Annotated in this window: 22 protein-coding genes; 7 read left to right on the top strand and 15 right to left on the bottom strand. The window is 42.9% G+C overall.

Going from position 1 to position 25,176, the window contains the following annotated elements:
• Window positions 1-4 precede the first annotated feature (4 nt).
• The 14 genes from modA to MSG93_RS00930 all read right to left on the bottom strand — a co-directional run bounded on the left by modA (window position 5) and on the right by MSG93_RS00930 (window position 15,528).
• Window positions 5-775 carry a molybdate ABC transporter substrate-binding protein gene (gene modA / locus MSG93_RS00995; RefSeq protein WP_420714293.1) on the bottom strand — a complete coding sequence of 257 codons (771 nt, stop codon included), beginning with the start codon at window positions 773-775 and terminating at the stop codon, window positions 5-7.
• A 352-nt stretch (window positions 776-1,127) separates the two neighbouring features.
• Window positions 1,128-1,454, bottom strand: a complete 327-nt coding sequence (locus MSG93_RS00990; protein WP_324619157.1) for a hypothetical protein — start codon at window positions 1,452-1,454, stop codon at window positions 1,128-1,130.
• A 160-nt stretch (window positions 1,455-1,614) separates the two neighbouring features.
• Window positions 1,615-1,878, bottom strand: a complete 264-nt coding sequence (locus MSG93_RS00985; RefSeq protein ID WP_005229270.1) for a PAAR domain-containing protein — start codon at window positions 1,876-1,878, stop codon at window positions 1,615-1,617.
• Window positions 1,879-1,911: 33 nt separating this feature from the next.
• On the bottom strand, window positions 1,912-2,679 hold the full coding sequence (locus MSG93_RS00980) for an OmpA family protein (protein WP_324619155.1): 768 nt from the start codon (window positions 2,677-2,679) through the stop codon (window positions 1,912-1,914).
• Between the two features lie 2 nt (window positions 2,680-2,681).
• Window positions 2,682-3,641 carry a type VI secretion system-associated protein TagF gene (gene tagF, locus MSG93_RS00975; RefSeq protein ID WP_009514829.1) on the bottom strand — a complete coding sequence of 320 codons (960 nt, stop codon included), beginning with the start codon at window positions 3,639-3,641 and terminating at the stop codon, window positions 2,682-2,684.
• Window positions 3,642-3,678: 37 nt separating this feature from the next.
• The gene (tssM, locus tag MSG93_RS00970; protein ID WP_324619151.1) at window positions 3,679-7,488 is read right to left on the bottom strand and encodes a type VI secretion system membrane subunit TssM; all 3,810 of its coding nucleotides are present in this window, start codon (window positions 7,486-7,488) and stop codon (window positions 3,679-3,681) included.
• 28 nt (window positions 7,489-7,516) lie between these two features.
• A complete protein-coding gene (locus MSG93_RS00965) occupies window positions 7,517-8,941 on the bottom strand; it encodes a hypothetical protein (RefSeq protein WP_324619149.1) in 1,425 nt (474 codons plus the stop codon).
• Window positions 8,941-9,936 carry a type VI secretion system baseplate subunit TssG gene (tssG, locus tag MSG93_RS00960; protein WP_032867608.1) on the bottom strand — a complete coding sequence of 332 codons (996 nt, stop codon included), beginning with the start codon at window positions 9,934-9,936 and terminating at the stop codon, window positions 8,941-8,943. Before tssG ends, MSG93_RS00965 begins: the two co-directional genes overlap by 1 nt.
• Window positions 9,900-11,708, bottom strand: coding sequence for a type VI secretion system baseplate subunit TssF (tssF, locus tag MSG93_RS00955; RefSeq protein ID WP_032867610.1), 1,809 nt, complete (start codon window positions 11,706-11,708; stop codon window positions 9,900-9,902). Before tssF ends, tssG begins: the two co-directional genes overlap by 37 nt.
• 12 nt (window positions 11,709-11,720) lie before the next feature.
• Window positions 11,721-12,197: a type VI secretion system baseplate subunit TssE gene (gene tssE / locus MSG93_RS00950; protein ID WP_004771197.1), complete on the bottom strand. Its 477-nt coding sequence runs from the start codon at window positions 12,195-12,197 to the stop codon at window positions 11,721-11,723.
• Window positions 12,198-12,271: 74 nt separating this feature from the next.
• Window positions 12,272-12,775, bottom strand: coding sequence for an Hcp family type VI secretion system effector (locus MSG93_RS00945; RefSeq protein ID WP_004654761.1), 504 nt, complete (start codon window positions 12,773-12,775; stop codon window positions 12,272-12,274).
• 51 nt (window positions 12,776-12,826) lie between these two features.
• Window positions 12,827-14,308, bottom strand: coding sequence for a type VI secretion system contractile sheath large subunit (gene tssC, locus MSG93_RS00940; protein ID WP_005229258.1), 1,482 nt, complete (start codon window positions 14,306-14,308; stop codon window positions 12,827-12,829).
• The gene (gene tssB, locus MSG93_RS00935; RefSeq protein WP_005229256.1) at window positions 14,301-14,804 is read right to left on the bottom strand and encodes a type VI secretion system contractile sheath small subunit; all 504 of its coding nucleotides are present in this window, start codon (window positions 14,802-14,804) and stop codon (window positions 14,301-14,303) included. The genes tssC and tssB overlap by 8 nt, the downstream gene beginning before the upstream one ends.
• A gap of 19 nt (window positions 14,805-14,823) precedes the next feature.
• Window positions 14,824-15,528 (bottom strand): hypothetical protein, encoded by a 705-nt coding sequence (locus tag MSG93_RS00930; protein ID WP_262755160.1) that lies wholly within the window; start codon window positions 15,526-15,528, stop codon window positions 14,824-14,826.
• A 375-nt stretch (window positions 15,529-15,903) separates the two neighbouring features.
• Here MSG93_RS00930 and tssH point away from each other — a divergent pair, with 375 nt between their 5' ends.
• From tssH to MSG93_RS00900, 6 genes are read left to right on the top strand one after another with little or no spacing between them, the layout of a single operon-like run.
• Complete coding sequence (gene tssH, locus MSG93_RS00925; RefSeq protein WP_324619139.1) at window positions 15,904-18,576, top strand: type VI secretion system ATPase TssH; 2,673 nt, start codon at window positions 15,904-15,906, stop codon at window positions 18,574-18,576.
• Window positions 18,577-18,600: 24 nt separating this feature from the next.
• Window positions 18,601-19,692 carry a type VI secretion system protein TssA gene (gene tssA, locus MSG93_RS00920; RefSeq protein ID WP_227556508.1) on the top strand — a complete coding sequence of 364 codons (1,092 nt, stop codon included), beginning with the start codon at window positions 18,601-18,603 and terminating at the stop codon, window positions 19,690-19,692.
• 16 nt (window positions 19,693-19,708) lie between these two features.
• Complete coding sequence (gene tssK / locus MSG93_RS00915; RefSeq protein WP_005229252.1) at window positions 19,709-21,073, top strand: type VI secretion system baseplate subunit TssK; 1,365 nt, start codon at window positions 19,709-19,711, stop codon at window positions 21,071-21,073.
• A 10-nt stretch (window positions 21,074-21,083) separates the two neighbouring features.
• Window positions 21,084-21,893: a type IVB secretion system protein IcmH/DotU gene (gene icmH, locus MSG93_RS00910; RefSeq protein ID WP_032871882.1), complete on the top strand. Its 810-nt coding sequence runs from the start codon at window positions 21,084-21,086 to the stop codon at window positions 21,891-21,893.
• Between the two features lie 11 nt (window positions 21,894-21,904).
• Window positions 21,905-22,501, top strand: coding sequence for a hypothetical protein (locus MSG93_RS00905; protein ID WP_005284329.1), 597 nt, complete (start codon window positions 21,905-21,907; stop codon window positions 22,499-22,501).
• Window positions 22,502-22,504: 3 nt separating this feature from the next.
• Window positions 22,505-23,473 (top strand): M15 family metallopeptidase, encoded by a 969-nt coding sequence (locus MSG93_RS00900; RefSeq protein WP_005284326.1) that lies wholly within the window; start codon window positions 22,505-22,507, stop codon window positions 23,471-23,473.
• A gap of 85 nt (window positions 23,474-23,558) precedes the next feature.
• Here the strand turns inward: MSG93_RS00900 and MSG93_RS00895 are convergent, their stop codons facing one another.
• Complete coding sequence (locus MSG93_RS00895; protein WP_324619134.1) at window positions 23,559-24,131, bottom strand: undecaprenyl-diphosphatase; 573 nt, start codon at window positions 24,129-24,131, stop codon at window positions 23,559-23,561.
• A 161-nt stretch (window positions 24,132-24,292) separates the two neighbouring features.
• Between MSG93_RS00895 and MSG93_RS00890 the strand changes: the two genes are divergently transcribed.
• Window positions 24,293-25,057 (top strand): hypothetical protein, encoded by a 765-nt coding sequence (locus MSG93_RS00890; RefSeq protein ID WP_324619132.1) that lies wholly within the window; start codon window positions 24,293-24,295, stop codon window positions 25,055-25,057.
• Window positions 25,058-25,176 lie beyond the last annotated feature (119 nt).

Below are 25,176 nucleotides of genomic sequence, written 5' to 3'. Positions count from 1 at the left end.
TCAATTACTGCGACACGCTAAACCCATATTTTTTAAATACAGCTTTGGCCTGCCCACTTTGTAAAAACTTATAGAATTTAATCGATTCGGTATTTTTCTTGATCAGTCCCACAGGATAAATAATCGCTGGATGGGTATTTTCAGGGAAGATACCGGCTACAACCACATCTTTGCTAATGGCAGCATCAGTTGCGTAAACTATTCCCACCTGACATTCACCGCGGGCTACAAAGTTTAAGGCAGCACGGACATCTTCTGTTTCCACTAGACGAGGTTGAACCTTGTCCCACCAGCCCAGCGAATTCAATGCCTGCTTGGCATATTTCCCTACAGGCACACTTTTGGTATCGCCTGTACACAGCTTGCCCTGAATCACCTTACTTGGATCAAAGCTTTTATCCATTTTTAATTTAATCGGCCGATCTTTAGGTGTAATCATCACTAAACGATTACCCAATAAATTGATGCGATCTATCGCTGCAAGCAACTGTTTGTTTTGCAAATAATCCATCCACTGCGTATCAGCCGAGATAAATACATCAGCAGGTGCACCAGCTTCAATCTGTTTGGCTAAAGTAGAGGAACCGGCATATGAGGTCTTGATCTGGGTTTTATTCTTCTTTTGATAGATTGCATCGAGTTCATTCACTGCATTGGTTAAGCTGGCAGCGGCATATACTGTAACTGATTCGGCAGCAAATGCAGGGGTCTGAATCAATAATCCCGCCCCGAAAATGGCACTGCATAGACCTAATTTTTTCATCGTTATTGTCATCATCCTGTCCTCAGATTTCGATATGTTTTTAAAAATATATCGCTGAATAAAGATACACTAAAAATAACATTTCGCCAGTTTTGTTAGGTTTTATCCGTCATTTGTTTAAAGACGAGTATGGCGCTGAAAAGTGGCAAGATCGCGACTTTGGGTGCAAAAATAAGTTTTATAGCTACTCAATGCAGCATTTCGACATCAATGATTGGTCCCCGCAAAGCTCTAGTTTTTTAAGCAATCGCTACTGGCGTGAAAATTAAGCTCATTGGAAAAACGTTCTAGAAGAAATAAAATCTTTTAAAAATTTAATAAAAATTGATTAAACATCATCATATTGGACTTTACTTAGCCTCATCTAGAAGCTAAATATTTTTATCATTTCATTTTTTGATAGATTCAACTTAGAATTACGTGCCGACAGGCATGAAAAATTTATAAATTCATACTGCCTCAGATACTTTCCTTTTTTAATTTCCAATCTGATCTGTGTCTCCAGAGTACCTGCTTTTATGCTTGAAGTATCAATACAGAAAATATACTTGCTTTGTTTATTCGATAATTTTTTTAAACTTTCTTCATATATATCAATCGATAATTTTTCATCAAAAACATTTTCTTTATACTTAAATGAACTATCTAACAATCCAAACTCATTATAGGCAATTGTTTTAACATCAGCCATGCTCATCCAAAAAATCAAGCATTGATCTGTCCATTAAAATGCGAAATACACAGTTGAGTGAGCCTGCTGCAACGACCAAACTATTGCTCTAACCAGCGACCTTGCCGAGATAGATTAAATTTTAAAGCCCTTTGTTCATTCCAAGAGCTTTAAAAAAGTTTTAACCTCTCACAGCTAAGTTCTGTTTCGGTAATAACTTACAACCACAAGATAAGGGATCATTGACACGCGCTGCTGCTTTACCCATCACCTGCATATTCGGATCGCCAGCGACAATGGTCGCAACAGTTTGATGTTTTGGGCAGGTCGCCTTGTCACCGACACAGGCAATCGGAATCCCTTCAATTAAGAAGCTACTGTTACCACTAATCACCTGTCCACCGCCTGTGGTTGGACAACCAACAACTATATAGGGTGTTGCCATAATCACATCCCTCACATGTAGGTATTTAAACTGTTAAAGCACTTCAAATTCAATTCGACGGTTTTTCCGACGCCCGTCTGCCGTTGCATTATCAGCAACAGGCTGGCTAGAGCCCTTGCCTTCAGTACTCAAACGGTCAGCAGCAATACTTTTACTGACCAGATAACTTTGTACCGCTGCAGCACGCTGCTGGCTTAACACCGTATTCTTGGTAGCATCACCAGAACTATCGGTATGTCCAATAATTTTGACTTTCTTGCCGCCCACCTTGTTTAAAGCCACCGCCATTTCATCCAGAATCTGTTGCCCTGCCGCGGTCAAGATTGCACTCCCAGACTCAAATTCGATAATTCGGTTTTTCAATGCTTCATCAATAATTTTTTGCTCTGCCTGATTCACAGAAAGCTGTGCATTAAAACGATAAGGCTGCTGCACTAAAGCCTGAAAATTATTGGTGGTCGGTTGAATGTCATTCGGGTCTGTCATTTTGCCGGTTAATTCAACCTGTGTTCCTCTGACTCGCAATTGCCCCTGCTTGACCTTTTTCAAGTCAGGTGTAATCACACGCGTTACGGAATCACTCCATCCATTCGGTGCTGACACTGGACGGACCTGAATTTTATCGACCACTTGATCGGCGCCATACACCGACTGCATCTTGACCAGAATTGCCTGTTTGCTGGCATCGTTCGGCACTACGCCTTCCACCACGATCGGAGCTGCATTGAGCACAGTACTTTGGCCTAAGAGTGTTAAAGCAAAGACCCAACCCGCCGATACAGATTTCAAATTATTTCTCATATTTATTCATCTAAAAAAGTTTGTCGGAATAGCTTTAAGCCCTGATTCAGGCTCATCTGACGCTGACAAAGTGACTGTTCGAGTGTTGCAAGGCCTGCATTTTGCTCCAGATAAGCATCAATCCATTGCGCCTGAATCAATGAAACCCAATGTTCACTCTGCATATTCTGGGTAAAGATATCGCTCAATGCCATGATATCTGCGCCCTGGAAACCGATAAATAGAATCGGCTCCTCTCGGTGCAAGATGCCAATCAGGATTTCGGTATTGTTAATGCCTAAGAATCGTCCAATCATGCCAACCCAGAAGGCAGCAATTTCATAACAATACATATGGTTATTGATCGGCAGGATCAGCACCTTATTTAAGCGACTGGTGCCATTCTTTAAAATCGGCTGCAATAACAATCCCAAGCCAATCATGCTTTGTGCGAGTTCATAGACATTGATCTTCATCAATTGTGCAAATGAGTGCATGGTATGATTTTCATAGAAACCATTGCATTCGGTCGAGGTAAATAACTGAACCACGTTGGGTAGATTATTCAGCTTTTCCAGCATGATATTGGTATCACGGATACTGCGTAGTACCCGATTACGCTGGAACAGATCAACCAGTACCGACTTGTAATAATACGGCGCCAGCAACAGATTCTGATAAGGTTGTTCGACTTCCAGCAGTTGGCTTAACACCATTGGAAATGCTCGCCCTGAGCTATCCTGACTGGCGATCAGGTTGGCTGCCAGAAACATCGGTTCAGCAGGATTGGCGATAAAGAAATCCAGCGCTGGTAAAGACTCATAACGTTGTTTGAAGTCAGGCGCTCGCATGGCATGTTCAAGTGCTTCAGTGATCCATTGATCAAGCACCTGAATCAACGCATATTGCCCTTTGGACTTCAGAAAGTCACCCCGTGCGGGTGTCTTTCCGTAATACAAAGGTGTGGTCTTCACTTGTTGCATCCCAGCCCCTCCTGATATTCCGTGATTATCCCTAACATTACGGTGTGACTCCTGGCTGAGCAGGTGCAGCCGGTTGTGGCTTCGGTGCAGCACCCGCAGGGGTTGCTTGCGCAGAAACCACGCGTACCGCCTTCTCTGTCACCACTTTATCTACCAGTTGCAGGCCAGCATAACCACGGCTCGAACCGATATTGCCTGAGCTATTACCGCTAATCAGACGGAAGTTCACTTTTAAGGTTAATGATGGTTCAGCTTTGCTGGTCCAGGTCATTTCGAAGCTACCGTTTTGCTCTTTACGCTGTGCCGCATCGATCAACCGGTTAATGCCATATTCACCTGGCTCTTCGAAAATGGTATGGGTCTTGCCTTCAAGATCGACAGCTGTAATGCGAGCACCTGGAATCGCACCCTGATTCGGCCAGACGAAGTTCACCCATTGCTGAATGCCATTTTCAAACACCATTCGCTGACCATCAATATCAATGGTGTACGACAAGTACTGTGGATTCGGTAATGGATAGAACTGGAAGTTCGACTGATTTGATACAGGCGCAGCGGCTGGCTGATCCAGACTACCGGTCGCCATGCCATTGATTGGCGCCACATATTGCTGGAACGCCATCACAAATTGCGGGTTCAGGCTAATGCCCAGGTCTTTCCAGGTTTTAGAAGTCAACACATAGCCACGGCGAATCACAAATGGATCCAAGGCTTCTTTGACAAAGCGTGCAATGCTACCTGTTTCACCAAAGATCTGACCGATTTCATTACTGGTTGCCTGTAAAGTCACACTTGAGTTAAATGGATACTTCTGGCTCAAATTGGTTTTGAATGGTTGATAGGCCTGAATGCCCCACAATTTGTTCAATTCATCTTGTGTCGGTGCAATCAAGCTGGCAAATGATTGAGTTAACGGTCCCATCAACAGCTTTTGCAATAACTGCTGGTCAGTATCCTTCAGACCCACCATCATTTTCTCATCCACATATTTCTGAGTGATGTTGAAAACTGAGGTTTGATCATTGATGGTCTGTTTCACTAAAGCCATCGCACTTGGACCAATCTCGCCTGCGGTTTTCAGATCATTAAACTTGCTGCGGACTTGCGCAAGATTATTCATGTATTCATCAAATAGCGACTTATCCTGCAAATCATCACGCTTACGCACCAATTGATAGAACATCTGGTACTCTTGAGAAATTGCACCTTGCGCACGGTCCATAGCTTGAGCCGCTGCTCTATCATCCGAATTATTCAAGACTTTACGCTTGAACCAGGCCACAAAGCCTTTTTCAGGGACAGCAAGCTCAGCTTGAACAATCGGGTTATCCCAGTTGGTCTCGATTGCGATCCGTTGTAACAGGGTACGGATCGGTGAGTTTTGAGGTTCACCCAAGATATCAATGGTCTTGACCTGCTGGCTAAACTGATCGGCCTTGGCATAATAAATACCGCTCAGGAACTTCTTCCATTCCGTCACATATTCCTGCTTATACAAGGCCACCAGTTGTTTGCGAATCTGCTCCGGGCTACCCGAGAAGGTCAAGTCATCAGATTGACGGCTATTCAACACCCAGTCTTTACTGTCTGTTGGTTTATTCGCCGCTTCATCAATCGCTTTTTCGACATATTCATCCCAGGCTTTTTGCGTAAATACACCTGGTAATGCATAGCTACCCAGCACAATTGAACGGTTTTGCTCACCCACAATCTGTGCAACGGTCACTGCCGGGAAACGTACCGCTGCACGCATCTTGATTTCGTTATAGACACGATCACGCGCTGGCATACCACGAATGACTGACAAGAGTACCTGACGGGTTTGATCAACCACTTGCGCATCTGTTTCAAGGATCGGGAAGCCTTCCTGATTGGCCAAGGTCATGGCATAAGAAAGAATTTTTTCCGCATCCTGAATCATTTCACCACGTGGCATCTGGCCACGGTTGGCATCTAGCCAAGAACGCCAGAAACGCGACACCTGATCACTTAAATGACTGCTATCCATATATTCCGGATTACTCATCATCAAGTAGGCTTTTAATGCGTTATAGGCATCTTGCGGATTGGTATCCGAAGGCTCCAGATACTGCTGTGTCTTGGCAACCTGTTTGATTTCCACATTGACATGGTTGGCTTTCAGGGTTGCTTCATTGTTCTTAACGCGTTGCAGGTATTGTGCAATATTCTGTTGAGTTGGAGTCAGGACAATCTGCTTGATCCCTTTCAGGTATTCTGCTTTTAAGCTCTCGCGTAACTGATTGCCTTGGTATAAACCAAAGCTGAATTTAAGTGGACGATGGTCATTGAACTCATCCAGTTGTTGCAAGCGTTCCTGCAAGATCAGTAAAGCTTCAAGCTGGGTGGAAAGCTGTTGTCCAGAAGCTTTTTCCAGATGCACCACTTTATCCAGATCTGCCTGTACATCGGCAATCAGTTGCTGGTTATTGCGATATGACCAGACCCATACGCCCAAGACCAGTGAAACACCGACCAGCGCTGCAATGAATCCGATATAGCGCTGACGCTTTTTCGCAGGATTGATATGCTGCTTTACCAGATCCTTATCGCGTAAAATTACATTCGAAAACAGGCCTTGCAAGAAATAGCCGTGATTCGGTGCAAGTGATGGACTCGGACCATCCTGACCATTGAGCGGAACCTGCTGAAGCTGGAATTCCTGTGCAATATTTTCCGTCATTGGACTTTCAATAATGCCTTCCTGCAAAGCACTGGTAAAATAAAAACCACGGAATACCGGCTGGAACTGATATGGATTATCTTCAAACAAAGTACCAATAAAGCTTTTTAATGCCGGTTTTAGCGTTTTGAATTCCAGCGGGAAGGTCATCACACTTGGAGAAATATTCTGCGAATGACGGCGGCTCAAATGCGTCGTACTTACACTCTTTAAACCGTCATACAGAATCGTGTAATGTTTTTCGAATAATTCAACCGCATTCAGGGAGGAGTTCTGCTCGTAAGGCAAGGTTGCGCCCCAAGCCTGATTGTATTCTTGCGACTCATAACAATCGAAGAACTCGGTAAAGCCCGCAATCAGGTCCATTTTCGAGAACACCAGATAAACCGGCACCACCACTTCAAGTCGCTCGGTTAAATCCTGAATACGGGCACGTAAATTCTTGGCCAGTTTCAAGGAGTTTTCAGGACTCTGGCTGATCAGTTCAGCAATACTGACAATCACGATCAGACCATTCACCGGGGCTTTAGAACGGTTCTTCTTCAGGATATTAAGGAAACCCAACCATTCAGAATGGTCTTCCGAGTACACTGAATAACGGCCTGCAGTATCCAGCAAGATCCCTTCGGTAGAAAAGAACCAGTCACAGTTACGTGTACCACTCAAACCCGCAGAGACCATCTTTTGATGGGTTTCTTCAAAGGGGAACTTTAATCCGGAATTATAAATGGCCGAACTCTTACCTGCAGCCGGGTTACCAATCACCATATACCAAGGCAATTCGTATAAAGCCGCATTGCCCTTTTTATCGCCCAGTTTGGATTTGCGAATCAACTGGATCGACTCTTTCATCTGTTGCTGGATTAACTGTAATTCGGCTTTATCTTTTTGTTGTCCGTACTCAGCCTTGCTGTCCTGCTCGATCGCATTGGCCAGTTCTTCACCCTGTTCAGCATGGCGCTTGCGCTGGATCAACCAGTAAATGCCATACACAATCAGGCCCAACGCATAAGTCGCTGCCAACGCCCAGAAGATATGACGCGGAATGGACGAATATGAAGAAATAAGCGCCACAAACAAGGACAAAGCAATGATTGCCTTAGGATTAGTGATGTACTGCCACAGATAACCTAAAATGGTATACATTGAGTTCTCAAATTCTTAATAAAGTTAATCAATCAGCAATTGCTACACTTTCCTGATCCGGTGAGATCTCTGGGAAAGTTTGAATAAATGCTTTTAAATTTTGTCCATAAACAAAGGCAACCTGTTGATCTGGAAGGTGTGCCCCCAACATCAATCCAAAAACTTTTGCCACGTTCTGGGTATGTCCAGCAGCCGGTTTACAATACAGGTAGTGATGCTGCTCTACCGGGCTTTGTGCAAAAAACTGTTCCAGCTTTTTGACCGCCTTGATATCGGTCGCATCCTCGACCACCAGTACAAAAGGTTGTTCATCTTGATATTGTGGTAAATCATGTATTTCTAGCTCTTTGAATATTTGATCTAAATTATTTTGATGAGCGACCAGCTTTAAGCTTTTTAAAGGCTGTTGTTGCATCAGCTGCACTTCGGGATGCGCCAGACAACTGCTACCGACAAACTCGGCAGGTGTATAGGCACTCATTCCCCACACCTTTTCATCCACGATTTCCTGATCAATTTCTGAGTCTGCAGCAATAATCAAGGAAATTTCATGCGCCTGTTTCTGGATGCGCTCCACTAACTCGACCATCTGCTGCTCTGTCGATGCGGCACTGATAAAATGATATTCAATATGGAATTTTTGTGGAATGATGCCCAAATCATAAAAAATACTTTGGAGCATTTCATTACTACTTTGGTCATTCCAGGTATGTACCACATCCTCAGACAGCAAAATATGTAAATTTAACTTATCTAAACGATAGACCTGCTCGATCTGCAACTCTTCACTTTGTTCTTCCCCGGAAAATCCGGGATCAATCCATGCAGGATGCATCTGGTATTCATGCAGGTTCTGACTTTCGTAAAACAGGCTGGAGCGTTTCAAATGCTCTGAGATGGAAACGAGTACATCATGGTGCTGTTCAATCTGATGTCGAATCAATGCCATGATGCGTTGTTGTCGAATAGCTAAAAACTGTGACTCATCCTCTTCATCCGGACCCAACAGCTGATCCAGCTCCTCAATACGATAGGATAAAATCGGTAATCCCTGAAAGCTCAATAAATGCGGATCCAGTTTCGGGCTGGCAAACTCTTTAATCCCCGTCAGGATGGCATCATTTTCACCCAATGCATTATAAACCGCAGCAGAGTACAGATTGACATTCAACCATTTACTTGCCTGAGCAATCGGCGCTTGCTCATCTTCTGCCTGATTATTATTTTGCTCAGCGGCCAAAGCCTGTTCTTTTCTCTCTTTATATGTTTGATAGCCCTTATAGATGAGCCAGGGCGAAAGTAAAATAAAGGTAATGACAACAGGCAGAATCAGGAAGTAATTAATCAGGTCTGCAGATTCAGGTAAATATTGCGTATCTCTCCAATAGAAGATCACAATCAGTGCCACCAGAATAAAACAGGTAATTAACGTCGCCAGGATTTTCTTGATCATTATGCGGCTCCTAAAAGTGCATAACGCGTTTCACTGTTATGTTGTAATTGTTCTGACGGCATTAAAAATGCACCTTGTCCCAAGCCCATTGCATGCGATGAATCCAGCGAAATCGGGCGAATTTCATTTTTGTCGAGAATCAAGCGCACATCAATAAACAACGTCGGACTGCACCAGGTCTGGATTAGATCTTTTAATTTTTTATTCAGCGGCTGATTCGGTAAAAAAGCCAGATACTGTTCGCGGTTTAATGGGCCAATTTGAATTTCTATTTTTCCGTCAATCTGCTCAACAGTATCTCCGCAGAAGGTATTAATGCCCAGTAAACTTGGGTGACTGCCGCCCAAAGTGGTTTTCTGTTCATCGCCCAACTGGAATTTCTCTTTAACAAACTCCTGAATCTGTACCTGAGTATCAAACACCCGTCCTAAAATGGTTTTCAAGGCATGGGCAGTATTATTCTGTCCCTGCATCAAACCAGAAAATTCGGCAAAATATTCATCCAGATCATGCTGCTGATGCTGGGAACGAATATAACCATTTAAGGCATGTAAAATATCGAGATAGTGATTCTTTTGCTCAATCTCATAACGTACCGGTAAATTATAGGCAATACTGGCATCGACATATTTGGTCGTAAGTTTATGATTAAACAATCCCAAAAAGGCTTTGATTTCGAGACGTTGCTGGCGGGAACTCTGCTTGAGTTTATTGGTATAGGTATAAGGCAGTGCACCCTGGGTACCGGTTAAACCGACCACCAGATTGGTCAAATGAATCCGCTGATCTTGATAACTCAGTTCCTCAATTTCAGTGGCAGGGAAACTTAAACTAAATGAGGTTCCAAATTTGAAATCATCTGACCAGTCCTGCTGACGGGATGGTGCAGGTAAATGCCGTAATAACCGTGTCGACTGAATAAACTCAAATGAGCCGGCTTTTTTAAAAATCTGGTCGACTACAGAAGAGTCTTGCCACCAACGTTCTGCACGCATTGGTATATCTCCTGCTGATTAAGACTGTCTTTTACGACCACATCGACAAAACTGTTAATCTGAACTTTCAAATTAAACACATGGCTGAGCAGCTGACTGAAAATATATAAACTATGCCCTCTAAACACACTCTTGTTGACTGCAAGTTCAGCTTTCACCCCTCGAATGAACATCGGGAAAGGCTTGGAATTAACCAGTTTATTGGTGGTTGAAAAGCTCAATTGCTTGAGTGCATCAATCAATAAGATATTTTCTTTTGAGTGCGGCAAATTATATAAAGCCAACAGCTCTTTCACATGACTCAGGGCATCCCCTTTCATCAAGGCCAGCGTATTCAATGAAAGATGAGAAATAATCCGCCACTGCTCATTTTTATTCTTATCAAAATAGAAAGGCGAAGTCGGACGTTTTAAAATTAATGCACGTCGTGCCAGGCTGCTGTCATTCAGGTTCAGGATATTATTACTTTGACTTAATGCTTCATGCGGCAAGTCGCCATTTGAGCAGAGTAAACGGGTACTAATAAAATCCGATTTAATTTCATAAGGTTTCAAATGTTTTGAAACGATTGAATAGCCCATTTGCGTGGTTTTATTTTGTGCGGGTACATAATTCAGCGAATAAAAGAACTGTACTTTATCATTATGATAATGACTCATTGCAAAAAACGGCAATACCGGCAGATGGGTCTGTTCCTGATTGGTTTTTTCCCGCACCATATTCATTTCAATCACCGAATAAACCTGATAAAGCTCGGGATGATGTGCATCGGTGATGAGTGGATATTGTAATTGGGTATGAGAAATTTTCTGCGGCTCGGCCTGTTTTTCAAACAGATTGATTGCAGGTGTGGTAAACAACTTAAAGTTTGCGACATTCAGCTCGGAATAATTCCGTACCACCGCCTGATCGTTTAAATTGAGCTTGAGATGGATCAGGATTTCAAACTGATTCTGCTGACCCAGCAAGCCTTTTAAGCGACTTAAATCCAGATTGAGATAGTTAAATTTTTCAGGAAAACAGAAATACTCCATCAATAAACGATAAGCATGATGGGTATGCTGATCAATCGGTAACAGGCTTTCCTGCTCGGTAAACCCCATCACCTCAAACGGATTGCTGATTTCTACCACGCGCGGCCCGACACGGAGCGCAAAGCCGGTATCTTTACGGAAAATACTGTCCAGCACCTGTAATGGAAAGTTTGAAATCGCATCCAGATAAATCGACAGTTTCTCATCCAGCATCCACTTTTGCGCCTCATTAAAAATTTCAAATTTCAGGCTTAAAGTCGCATTTTGGTTCAAATGCATATGAATACTGGGTGAGGTTTGAAACTCTAGCTGCGTCAATGAAATCGGCAATAAGCGAACTTCATTGGTGGTATTAAACTCGCATTGCACGCCTTTAAAACTACGCGATTTCAAGGCTGTTTTTTGTGGAATGACATGTGCTGCCGTGAGCTGTTTCAGTTTATTAATATCTTCAAAGCTGACCACTGTACAGGCAGGGAAATGACGTAAATATTGAGGAAACATCACCTCAAACAGTGAATGGGTAAATACGTCGTAACTGTCTTCTAGTTTTTTATCAATACGTGCAGCGATCAGGGAAAAAGCCTGGATTAACCGTTCTATATGCGGATCATCAATCTGTTCCTGATTTAGGGAAAGACGCTGCGCAATTTTGGGATACTTCTGCGCGAACTCTCTGGACTGTTGACCGAATTCTTGTAGTTGTTTTTCATAATACGGTAAAAGTTGCTCTATCACAGTTCGCTCACACTAGGTTCTGGCAGAAATAACATATTGTTGTGTTGTCGGTTTGAGTAAAGCGTCAAAAAACACAGGCTCATATAAAGGATGGATATTTAAGTAAGCTTGAATACTCAAACACAGTGAACCCATATTGTGACCATCTAATAGCATCTCGACTTTTATCTGTCTCAATCTTGGCTCATGTGCAGCAATTGACTGCTCGATTGACTGGCAAATTTTATCCCGATCCAGCGGGTTGGCGGTTGACAGGCCAACGAAGTCAATAATTCCAAACTGCAAGATCGATTTCTTGGCGAGTGGATATTCATCCATATCACGATCAAATTGTGCAATCCGACTATTGAGCAAGTCTTCCAGATCCCGAGCAACAGACTCTCGTAATTGCTGAATCGACATGCCTCTTAAATAATCTTCCTGCTCAGGCACCAGACGATCAAATAAAGTTGACCGGAAGCCATAAGGATATAAATGATCTAAATTCATTTTTAAGAACAAATCTTGGAAAAATAGAGGCTAATAGGCAACTATTAACCTCTACTAGAACATCACGGTTTCTATTACGCAGCGTATGACGCTGTGTTGTTAGAAAGTGACCATTTCTTAGTAACAGCACCTTTCGCAGTACCGTTAATGTCTTGTTGGTTATATGTCCACTCAACAGCAGCATATTTCAAACCAAATGTTTCAGTAGGAACACCTTCCTCATTAACAGTTGGCGTTACGCTTGAAACAAGAACGTGTTTCAATTTGATTTGTAAGTACTTGATACGCTTGTCACCATTTGCACGGTAGTAATCGATTTGTACTTCATCAAAAGTGTAACCCGCAGAACATGCTTCCCAAAGTTTTGGACTAGTTGCATCCAAATCTTTAACGAAAATCATGTCTGAGTGTTCAACACGTTCAGCAGTGTGACCACCAACGCTACTAGAAGTCGCAGATTTTGGTTGACGAATGTTATGAGACCAAGAGTTAACTTCAAGCCAACCTTTGTGTTCAGAATCGCGAGATTCTCCGTCTACCTTGTACTTGCCACGAAACTCAACATATATATCTTTCATTTAAACATTACCTCTATTTTATTTAAAGTTATTATCTAGCTGATCTCATTGTTAATTTGAGGACTGAGGTAGTTCAGTCACGAGTCGTAAAGAAACAGACAACTCATCCAGCTGGAAATGTGGTCTTAAGAAAACCACAGACTTGTAGTGACCCGGCTGAGCTGGATCTTCTACAACTTTTACAGATGCCTCACGAAGCGGATATTGTGCTTTTGCTTCCTGAGATGCACCATCATCTAGCAAGACATATTGAGATAGCCATTCATTTAAGAAGGCTTCAACATTGCCTGCAGATGCAAAACTTCCAACTTTGTCACGCATCATTGCTTTTAAGTAATGCGCAATACGTGATACTGCCATGATGTACTGGATCTGGCTCGAAAGTGCAGAGTTGGCATTGGCCGTATCGCTGTCATATTTCTTCGGCTTTTGCGTCGATTGCGCACCAAAGAAAGCAGCATAGTCTGTATTTTTACAGTGAACGAGCGGGATGAAACCAAGATCACTCAGTTCTTTCTCACGACGGTCTGTAATGGCAATTTCAGTTGGGCATTTAAATACCACTTCGCCATCTGAGGTCTTGAAGGTATGCACTGGCAAGCCTTCAACCAGACCACCACCCTCTACCCCACGAATCGCTGCACACCAGCCATGCATATCAAATGCATTGGTTAAACGGGTACCGAAGGCATAGGCCGCATTCATCCATAAATAATCATCATGGTTTTCACCAGAGACATCTTCGATGAAGTTGAAACCTTCAGTCGCAGTTCCCTCTTTTGGATGATATGGCAGACGACCCAACACGTGAGGCATGGTCAATGCAACATAACGTGAGTCTTCGCTGTCACGGAAAGAACGCCATTGCACGTATTCGGCTGTTTCAAAGATTTTTGAAACATCGCGTGGACGATCAATATCCGTAAATGATTCAAGGCCTAAAATACTTGGACTTGCCGCTGAAACAAAGGGTGCATGAGCCGCAGCAGCCACATGAGAGATCTGTTCCAGTAAATACATATCTGACGGTGTACGATCAAACTCGAAATCACCAATCAGGGCCGCATACGGTGCACCACCGAATGAGCCATACTCTTCTTCGTAAATCTTTTTAAACAGTGTGCTTTGATCGAAATCAGTTGCACCCTGAAAGTCTTTCACCAACTCTTTTTTGGTCGTATTCAACATACGAATCTTGATCATCGAGTTAGAAGGTGTTTCTTGGCAGAAATAGTAAAGACCACGCCAGGTCGACTCAATTTTCTGGAATTGCTCATGGTGCATAATTTCACTCAATTGATTTGAAATTAATGCATCAATCTCGGCAATACGCTTATCAATCGACAAGGTCATATTTTCAGAAACCGTAATGGTTCCCGCCATCACTTCTTTTGCCAACTCACCAATCAGGCTTTTTGCACGAACATGTTCATCATCATTACGTGCAATACGGCTTTGCTCAACGATGGAGTCAAGCAGGTTCGCTGATTCAGCTTCCACACTCGCAGCAGTAGCTGCCTGTAAATTACTCATTGTCAGCCTCCGCACTTAATTGACGGACCTGATCGGTATTTTTCAATACTTCATCCAACAAGTCTTCCAGACGTTCACTATTGGAAATCTTGTTACGTAAATCCGTTAAACGCTCACGCGCCGCAACCAGTTTACGTAATGGATCAACTTGCTGTACCACCTGCTCTGGGCGGAAATCTTCCATCGAGTTAAACGTTAGGTCAACAGACATGCGACCACCCTCTTCAGTCAAGGTATTCTCAACCTGGAAGGCTGCACGTGGTGCCAATGATTCCATGACTTCATCAATGTTATCGAGGTCTACATTGATGAATTTCTTATCTTTTAATTTGGTTTTCTCTAACTCGGATGCAGCAGAGAAATCACCCATGACGCCGACAACAAAAGGCAATTCTTTTGACTCTTTACCGTCACCAACTTCAACATCATATGTCAGCTGTACACGAGGAGGACGTATGCGTTGCAGTTTCTTCTGTACGCTTTCTCTCTTTGCCATAACTTTCTACCCTTGCTTATTATTTCAACGAATCAAAAGGATTCGAGCCTGTCTTTTGAACAGTATTTGATTGTTTAGTCGCTGGTGCTGCTGCAGCTGCTGGTCGCTTAGGTGCAGCAGTACGAGTTACATTATTACGTGCTGGTTGGGTTGTAGGTGCTTTTCTGTTTGTTGTACGTCGAGTATTTGTATTCGACACAGTATTTCGAACTTCTTTCTTTAAAGATTCGTCAGTAATGGCTTTGCTGGTTGAGGTATCAGGTGCGGGCACTGCTGCACGGATATTGTCACTCAACTGCTTTGCAGGTGGGTACGTCAACTCATTGCTTAAATAACGCATTTCACTTGAGCGCATGTGCTGAAGCGATTGATTCGCCAGCTCAACACTAGCCAAGAAAGCAACATCGGTTAACGCTGCACCACGGACATTCTGCTCTTGTAATTGTGTCGCCAGTTTTAAGGCATTCATCGGCTGTTTAATTTCATACATGCGCATTGCAGCTTGAGCTAACAGGTCATTGACACGTGAAGCATTATCTTTATCACAAACCTGTTGATAAATTCCCAATAGCGTTTGATCCGTCTGGCCTGCCACCAACGGATTCTGTTTAATACATTTGCTTTTTAATTTAATTGGTTTCGCAGCCTGCTCTTCAGCATAAACTGAATTGCCGATTAAACCAGTCGCTATACAAAGAATTGATATTACAATACCTTTTTTCAAAATATGCCTCGTCATTATTTAACTTATAATTGAAGAGCTGACAATTATTGTTAAAAAACCCTCTTACTCGTCAATTTTTGTACATTTACATCATTTCCGCGAATTTAACAAAAAAAACACACATAAAGTCAATACCAGTTACGTTTATTAACATTATTAAAGTTTCATGACAGACATTCCTGTAAAAAAAAACTTAAATAACGTGCATTTTTTGTTTAAAAGTGACATTTTTTGTTGTAGAATAATCTGTATACTCGTGTAGAGTTTAGTTAAGTTTTTGATTTTATTCAAAAAATATTTTTAAGAGAAAACAACCATATCAAGTTAATACGTACCGAATAGAACTTGGTATTTAAAAATTACTGTGAGTATTAAATGAGTAACTTAAAGGTTTTAATTACAAAACTATCACCTCCTACTCGTACTGCATTAGAAAAGTCAGCAAATTACTGTATTAACCAATTAAATTATGAGATTGAGATTGAACACTTGCTGGTTGAGTTATTAAATCAAAATCCTGCCAATGATTTACACATTTTACTAAAAAAAAATAATATCTCTGCTGAAGCCTTAATTAATGATTTAAAAGAAACTATAGGTTCTTTACCGAAAGGCAATACCCGTACCCCTATTTTTGCCAAATCAATTGTAAGATTATTTGAACAGGCCTGGTTGCTAGCGTCTGCTGAACAAACCCCCGTGATTCGTAGCAGTCATTTACTGATTGCCCTGCTCACCGCGCCAGATTTACAACAGATTGCGTTCAGGGCTTCCAGTCTATTTGAGCTGTTCCCGATTGATACCATGAAACACAAGTTTCTGGATATTTGCGGCAACAGCACGGAACAGCCAGCTTCCGAACCCTCTGCCGCTGCGGACCTATCCTCGGAAGAAAAACCGGCGACCACAACAAGCAGCGTAAAAACCCCGGCACTTGATCAATATACGATTAACCTGACCGAGAAAGCCAAGAAAGGCGGCATTGATCCGGTCATTGGTCGAGAGTTTGAAATTCGGTTGATGCTCGATATCCTGATGCGTCGCCGTCAAAACAACCCGATTTTGACCGGTGAGCCGGGTGTTGGTAAAACAGCTGTGGTAGAAGGCCTGGCTTTAAAGATTGCACAAGGTCAGGTACCAGATGCACTTAAACATGTGCATCTGCATGTGTTAGACATGGGTTTGTTGCAGGCCGGTGCGAGCGTTAAAGGTGAATTCGAGAATCGTTTAAAACAGGTGATTCAGGAAGTTCAATCTTCAACACACCCGATCATCCTGTTTATTGATGAAGCACATACCCTGATCGGTGCGGGTGGTCAGGCGGGGCAAAATGACGCTGCCAACTTGCTTAAACCGGCTTTGGCACGTGGTGAACTAAGAACCATCGCCGCAACCACATGGGCTGAATATAAACAGTACTTTGAAAAAGATGCGGCTTTAAGTCGCCGCTTTCAGGTGGTCAAGGTTGAAGAGCCGACTGAAGAAGTCGCGATTGATATGTTACGTGCCATGATTCCGGTGATGCAGAAGCATTTCAATCTGCAAATTGAAGATCAGGCCATCATTACTGCTGTTCAGGCTTCTCACCGTTATATCAGTGGACGCCAGCTTCCGGATAAGGCCGTCAGTGTACTCGATACTGCAGCTGCTCGTGTTGCCTTAACCCAAAATGCGCAACCGGTGGTGCTCGACCAGTTAAAAGCGCAACAGCATAACCTGAAATTAGAACAGCAGATTTTAAGCAATGAACATCAGCACTTCCCGATTCATCATGAACGTCTGGAAGAGCTCAATCAGCAACTGGCTTCTTTAGATAAAGAAATACAGGATGTTGAAGTGAAATGGCAGCAAGAACTGGATTTGGTCAAACAGATCCAGCAACTGAGCAAGCAAGATGAGACGGAACAACATAGCACTCAGGTCGCTGCTTTAAGAGATCAACTGACTCAGTTACAAGGTCAGACCCCATTGGTCTTTGAGCGTGTCAATGCACGCATCATCAATGAGATCATTTCTGATTGGACCGGTATTCCGGTTGGCAATATGGTCAATGATGAAATCAAACAGATTCTAAGCCTTGAAGATAAGCTCGGTGAGCGCGTCATGGGTCAGGATTATGCATTGAATCAATTGGTAAAAGGCATCAAGACCTCTAAAGCCAAGCTGGAAGATCCAAATAAACCGCAAGGTGTATTTATGTTGATCGGTCCAAGTGGTGTAGGTAAAACGGAAACTGCCCTTGCCTTGGCCAATGAGTTATATGGTGGCGAACAGCATCTCATTACCATTAATATGTCTGAATATCAGGAAGCGCATACGGTTTCATCCTTAAAAGGTGCGCCTCCAGGTTATGTCGGTTATGGCCAAGGCGGTGTTTTAACTGAAGCGGTACGTCGTAACCCTTATAGTGTTGTGCTTCTGGACGAAATTGAAAAAGCGCATAGCGACGTTCAGGAACTGTTTTATCAGGTCTTCGATAAAGGCACCCTGGAAGATGGTGAAGGCCGTGTCATCGATTTCAAAAACACCACCATTATCCTGACCTCGAATACGGGTTCTAGCGCCATCATGCAGGCCTGCTTAAATCAGCCTGTCGAAGAATGGCCGGATGCGGATGATCTGATCGAGCATTTAAAGCCAAGCTTGTATAAACAGTTCAAGCCCGCATTTATTGGTCGTATGCGCATTGTTCCTTACTTCCCTTTACATGATGACTTACTGGTTCGAATCATCAAACATAAGCTTGGGAAGATTGTTGCACGTATTGAAAAACAATATGCAACTCAGGTTCAATATTCAGACGATTTAATTGAACTGATTTTAAGTCGTTGTACCGAAGTTGATAGCGGCGCGCGCAATGTAGATAACATTTTAAACTCGACCGTTTTACCAGCACTTGCGACAGAAATTCTGGTGGCTTTAGCTGAGCATAAATTGCCGAAACTGATCAACATTGATACCAAAGATGATGAAATCATCTATCAGCTTGATCCTGTTGCCAAAACCACGAAAAAGCGTACCAGCAAAAAAGCGAAAGCTGAACTTTAAGATTGAGCCAACACTGTGATACATATGGATATTAACCCATTACTGAACCCGATTAATGAGCAGTCGCCTTGCGGTGAAGATTACTCTTTTTCAAATGAGTTCCATGCCATTAAAAAAGCCAGGACTCAAGATGATCTGCTGCTTGATCAAGGCGATTGGGTCACAGAACCGAAACAGGCCGATTGGGACTTTGTTGCAGCCACCTCAATTGATTTACTGCAAAGCAAAAGTAAAGATATCCGTATCCTCACCTGGCTGTCTGAAGCCTGGGCCAATCTCTATGGCTTCGAAGGAATTGCCAAGAGCCTTGAGCTCAGTCATCGCTTGCTTGAACAATACTGGCTGACACTACATCCAGAAGTGGAAGATGATGATCTGGATCAACGGATTGGATTATTACAGGGTTTAATTAACCAGTTACCCCTACTGATTAAAAAAGTCCCGCTGATCAATCATGCTCCTTTTTATCATTTACTCGACTATGATAATTTTCTTTATCATGAAAATATTCGTCGTAAACAGAGTGATGACTATGAAAGTGCGGGCAGTACCAGTGAGCTAGAGCAGTTTGAGCAGGCTTTACTGAATACAGACAAAGCCTTCCAACGCCAGAATTATCAACATTTCAGTGAGATTTTCCAACAGTGGTCGACCCTGAAAAATGTGCTGGATGGTTTACTTGGTTTAGATTCACCAAGCTTTGCTGCAATTGACTCCAGCCTCGATCATATTCATATTAGTCTGAAGAAAATTTATAAAACAGAACAGTTTGAGCAAGTAACTCAAACCGTGGCGACTGACAGTGAAACCGCTATGACCACGACACCACAAAATCTGACCGCTCAGCCGACTGTAGCTCAAGCGCAACCGACCTTTCAGCCACAAGTTCAATCGCATGTTGAAAATCGTGAGCAAGCAATGCGCGTTTTACAGGAAATCGCGACTTATTTTCAAAAAAATGAACCGCATAGTCCTGTGAGCTATATGTTGCAAAAAACCATTAAGTGGAGCCAAATGCCACTACATGAATGGTTAACCCAAGTGATTAAAGATGAGCATCCGTTACAAATGCTGCAAGATACGCTCGGTGTGCAACCAAAGAATGAATACGAATAATTGTTGGTAAATCGATATGTTTAAAGCAGAGAAAATTCTTTGGGGTGAGGGCCTGTTTTTACGTCCTCAGCATTTCCAGATTCAGGACACCTACCACGAGCAACGCTTGAACCATACGGTTCGGGCGTTAATTCCGCATGCGTATGGCGTCCAGAAGCTCAAATTTGATGAAGTACAGCTTTCAACTCATATTCTGGCTTTAGAAGAGGCTGAGATCATCTGGCAGGATGGTGAAATCTACCATGCACCTGCACAGGATCTATTACCAGAACCCTTGTTGCTGGACGATTTAAATCTGCAAGGTGAAATGATTGTTTACCTTGCCCTGCCTATTTTACAGGCGAATAAGAAAAATATTGCCGATGAAACCCGTTCGCTGTCGAGCCGTTATCATAACTATCTGTCAGAAACCCATGACCTGTTTACCGATGCCAGCCCTGCCGAGCTGAGTTTGTTGCGTCGTCGTGCTGAATTCAAGCTGCTTGATCCGCATATTCAACCGACCCAGAACCTGGATGGCTTCCTGTATCTGGCGGTAGGACGATTAAAACGCCAAAGCTCGGGGACTTTCGAGCTGGATAGCAAATTCATTCCACCGATTTTACATGTGGCTGCATCAGAGTCTTTAATCAATAACTTAAAACGTACCTTGAATGTAATTAAGGCCAAGATTAAAACCATTCAAAGCAACAACCGTGAAAACGAACAGAAACTGATCGAGTTCCGTTCCGGCGATATTGTTTCATTCTGGTTGATCAATGCCCTGAATACCGCTTATGCAGGATTGAATCATTTACTGCATTATCCGCAAATTCATCCAGAACGTTTATTCTCTGAATTATTGCGTTTGACTGGTTCCCTGCTAACCTTCTCAACCGCTTATGATGTCGACCATTTACCGCATTACAAGCATCATCAGCTACAGGACAGTTTCCAGCAACTCGATGTTATTCTGAGAGATTTGCTGGATACCATTATTTCAAGCCGTTATTTCAGTATTGCCTTGAAAGAAACACGTCCATCCTACTGGGTCGGCAGCCTTGAGTCTGACAAGATTACCCGTGATACACGTCTTTATATTGCGGTTTCGAGCAGTATGATGCAAACCCATGAACTGATCCAGATCGTGCCGTTACGCTTTAAAGTGGGCAGTACCATTGACGTTGAGCAACGTGTGATTGCAGCCCTGCCTGCAGTTCCACTGCATCATTTAATGCAAGTCCCAACCGCAATTCCAGTGCGTTCAGGTGTGAGTTACTTTGAAATTGAACCGCATCATGAACTCTATCAACGTATGCTTGAGTCAGAATCCATCTGTGTCTATGTACCAGCTGGTTTCCAAGATATTAGTATTGAACTCATTGCTGTAATGAATAGTTAAGAGAATCACAATGACTCAACATCCAGCGGGTATTCCTTCTTTATTTGATGATGGCAAAATCGGTTCAGGCTTACCTAGTACTGACCAGCCACAGAATAAGGTCCAAGCAACAAATCTGATCGATCTGTTACACGATGGATTTTATTTGGTGTTCTTGCTTCGTAACCGTTATATCCCCTCAAATCCGGGTGATTTCCGTGAAAAAATTCTGGATTTACTCAACCGTTTTGAGCAACAGGCGAAGCGTTTGCAATTTTCTGCAGAGGATATTCATGATGCGAAATATGCATTTTGTGCCTTGATTGATGAAACCATTGCCACGCAGCAGGATGCAGCTTACTTTAACTTGCAAAATAGCTGGCTCATCAGCCCGTTACAATTGAGCTTATTTGGCTCTCAGTTGGCCGGTTATCGCTTTTTTGAAATTCTGGAACAGCTCCGTAGCCGCGGCAAAGAACGTCTGGCCTCGCTTGAAGTGTTTCATTACTGCTTACTGCTAGGCTTCCAAGGTAAATATCGTCTCGAATCGGTGGAAAGCCTCAATCATCTGGTGGCACGTGTCGGTGATGAAATTGATTATCTCAAAGGCAAGAAAGCCGCGTTCTCTCCGTTTGCCGCGATTCCTGACCAGATCAAGCATATTATTCATCATGAGCTGCCATTTTTCTGGATCCTGATTTTCTTATTGTTATTCGCAGCGCTCGCCTTTGCAGGGTTAAAGTTTATGCTGAATAAACAAAATCATAATGCTTTAACACCTTATCAAAATGTGATTTCAGCGCCAGCGGAAGAAGCACATATTACTATCCATTTGCCTTAGTTGATTGAAGTATGAGTCAGGAAAGAACCACCTCTTTACGCATCTTACAGACAAATAAGAAAAAAACGTTATCTCCTGTGATCTATTTACTGATCGGATTTATTTCGGGGATTATTTTAACTACATTGTTTTTCTTCATGTTGTCCACCGGAACAGGATCATCCAGTGAATATGTTGAACCGACTCAGGTTGTAGAAGAAAATACCACAGTACTTCCTGGCGCCAAACAGACCACTCAGGTAACTGAAGCCGCTGCTCCTGTTCAATATGAATCGACTGAGTCAGAAGAAGACAGTAACTTTACCCAGCCAGGCAGCAATGACCTGAACAAGTTCTTCCAGCGCACGCCACCACCAGCGGCTGCACCGGCCCAAACAGCGCAACATGCCTCACCTTTTGCCAACGAACCGCATGTCAGAGCAGCTCAACCGGCAGCTCCAGCAAAAGCACCCGTTGCAAAAAGTGAAGCAGTACCAGCCAAAGTGGTTAAACCCGCTGCTCAACCCGCGAAAGTTGTACCAGCAAAAGAACCTGAAGCCGAAGCACCTGATGCCACCGTGCAGATTAAAGTCACCCAGAAGCCTTTTGCTGTCAATGAACTCAAATAACAGATGATCTGGTTTATTTTTCTCTGCTTTGTCGGGGTTGCAATTGGGCTGACTTTACTGATGTCCTATGAGCTGCGTTACAAATGTACGCAGCTTTTACAATCGCTACTCCCAAGCGGGAAAAAGAAAATCGCCAATGCCATGCAATTTGCAGAGCATATGCATCAGGCAGCCTCTCCGGAAAAATTACAGTCGCATTGGCATTTGCAACAATGGTGGATCCTGATCGCAGGTTTCTTTTTATTTGCCAGCATTCTGATTTTTGCCTTTACCCGTCCGATCAGTTCCACACGGATTGAAGCTGAATATTTAAAGGAAACTGATCCCCAGGTCTATGCCCTCTTGAATGGCGAAATGCTGAGCCCTCCACCAGATGTGGACGAGACCCTGATTCAAGATGCGATTGTAGAGGCAACTCGTTTAGAACAGGCCTATCAGGCTCAACATACGACTGATCCGAGCATTGACGCGTCACAAATTGAAGTGCCGCTAACCCATTCTCATGGCAGTCTGGATTCATCAATGGTGGATCGTAAATGGGATAAAATTAATCCACGTTATAAACAGCGTTTACTCATGGTCTTTAAAATCATGAAAGAACAGCATGGCTATGAACTGGTCTTACTCGAAGGTTATCGTAGTCCGAATCGTCAAAACATGCTGGCAGGCAACCCGAATACCACGCGTGCAAAAGGCTATCAAAGTTACCACCAGTTTGGTCTGGCTGCGGATGTTGCCTTTAAACGCAATGGTAAAGTGGTGATTAGTGAACGGGACCCGTGGGCAATGCGGGGTTATCAACTCTATGGCCAGGTTGCCGAATCGGTTGGCCTGACCTGGGGCGGTCGCTGGAAATCAATTCAGGATTATGGTCATACCGAATATCGTATGCCAGGTTTAAAGAAAACCAAGGAAATGGCAGATCAACTGATTGCTGAAGGTCAATTAACAGCGCGAACAGGTGATTCATAGTGATTAACGTATCCAGACAGATTATCTACATGCCTATCTGTCTTTGTTTCAAACCAAAATCACCATAAGTCTTTAATCATATGATTTAAATTATATTTTCACCAAATACCGGAATAGATACGATTCTGCTCAATTTTGCTTTGCATAGCTCATAAATATAATCAGTAACCGAAACGATTATAAAGGCAAAAATAAATGAAGCGGCGATATCAAAAGGAAAATGCACACCGACATACACTCTGGACCAGCCCACAATAATCCCCAGGAATAACCCGACAGTTGCAATTTTTCTAAAGCCAGACAACAGATAAGAAAAGGCAATCGTCGCCACGGTAAGTGTGTGCATACTCGGGAACGATGAGGTTGAACCATGCCCGACCAGCGTATGTCCTAGCCCCATCGCAAATGGACGAGGATGATAATACAAAGCATGGATCACTTGGCTAAATAGCAAGGCGACCAATATGAACATTAAGGTCTTTATAAATTGCGTTCTGTATTTTTTATCCTTAAACACGACAGAAACAATCAGAAATCCGAATAAACCGCCAATCAGATTATGCGAAGCAAATATAGCGATTTTATCCAAAAATGAATTTTGAGTTGCAGCTGCATTAACCCACTGAAACAAAGCAATATTGACATCTTCAATTGACATTGCCAATCGATCCATGATGATTTGATAGCGGCACAATAAAAAAAGTAGCTTAAAACAAAATTAATTTTTTCTATGAATGCATAAGTAAATTATAAATTTTATTTAAGTCTTTATTAATAAAAGACGCTTAAATTTTATCTAAATACAATTTGGAATACCTTATGAATAATCCAAAGATGATATCTGAAACGCTCAGTAAAGTACCTGAGCTGACCCTGCTCTTCTGGATTGTAAAAATTGCAGCGACGACGCTTGGAGAAACGGCTGGCGATGCTTTATCGATGTCGATGAATTTAGGTTATATCCTCAGCTCTTGTATTTTCACTGTTATTTTTATTGCGCTTGTTTCATTGCAGATAAAAGCGAAACAATATAAACCGTGGTTATATTGGGCAACCATTATTTCAACCACAACCCTAGGAACCACGATTGCCGATTTTGTCGATCGCTCCTTAGGTATCGGTTATCTTGGTGGAAGTCTCATCCTGTTCACCTTATTAATCAGCACGCTCGCTGTCTGGTACTGGCATTGTGGAAATATTGCAGTAAACAGTGTTCAGTCCGCAAAGACCGAGGCCTTTTACTGGGTCACCATTATGTTCTCTCAAACACTAGGGACAGCGCTTGGTGACTGGACTGCTGATACCCAAGGTCTCGGTTATACAGCGGCAGCATTGATCTTCGGTTCATTACTGTTACTGTTGGTGGGTGGCTATTACTGGACTAAAATTTCCAAAACCTTTCTGTTCTGGTCAGCTTTTGTTTTAACCCGACCTCTCGGCGCTGTGCTGGGTGATTTTCTCGATAAGCCGCTGAACCACGGCGGTCTGGATTTAAGCCGATTCGGAGCATCATTCCTGTTATTGGCTTTTATTGTTGTTTGCCTGGCCTGTTTTAAATCAAAACCAGCCTCGACCGCGCATTAAACCATTACAGCGCCGTCTACGCGAAAAAGTCATAGAAAAGGCACCAGCGCACATATTGTCTGATGCCTTTATTTATCAGATACAGCGATCTTAACCCTGCCTCAGCGCTCAGATGGGTA

The sequence above is a fragment of the Acinetobacter sp. IK40 genome, from assembly GCF_035615075.1.
Taxonomy (GTDB): domain Bacteria; phylum Pseudomonadota; class Gammaproteobacteria; order Pseudomonadales; family Moraxellaceae; genus Acinetobacter; species Acinetobacter courvalinii.
This window is presented reverse-complemented; position numbering and strand designations above follow the sequence as displayed.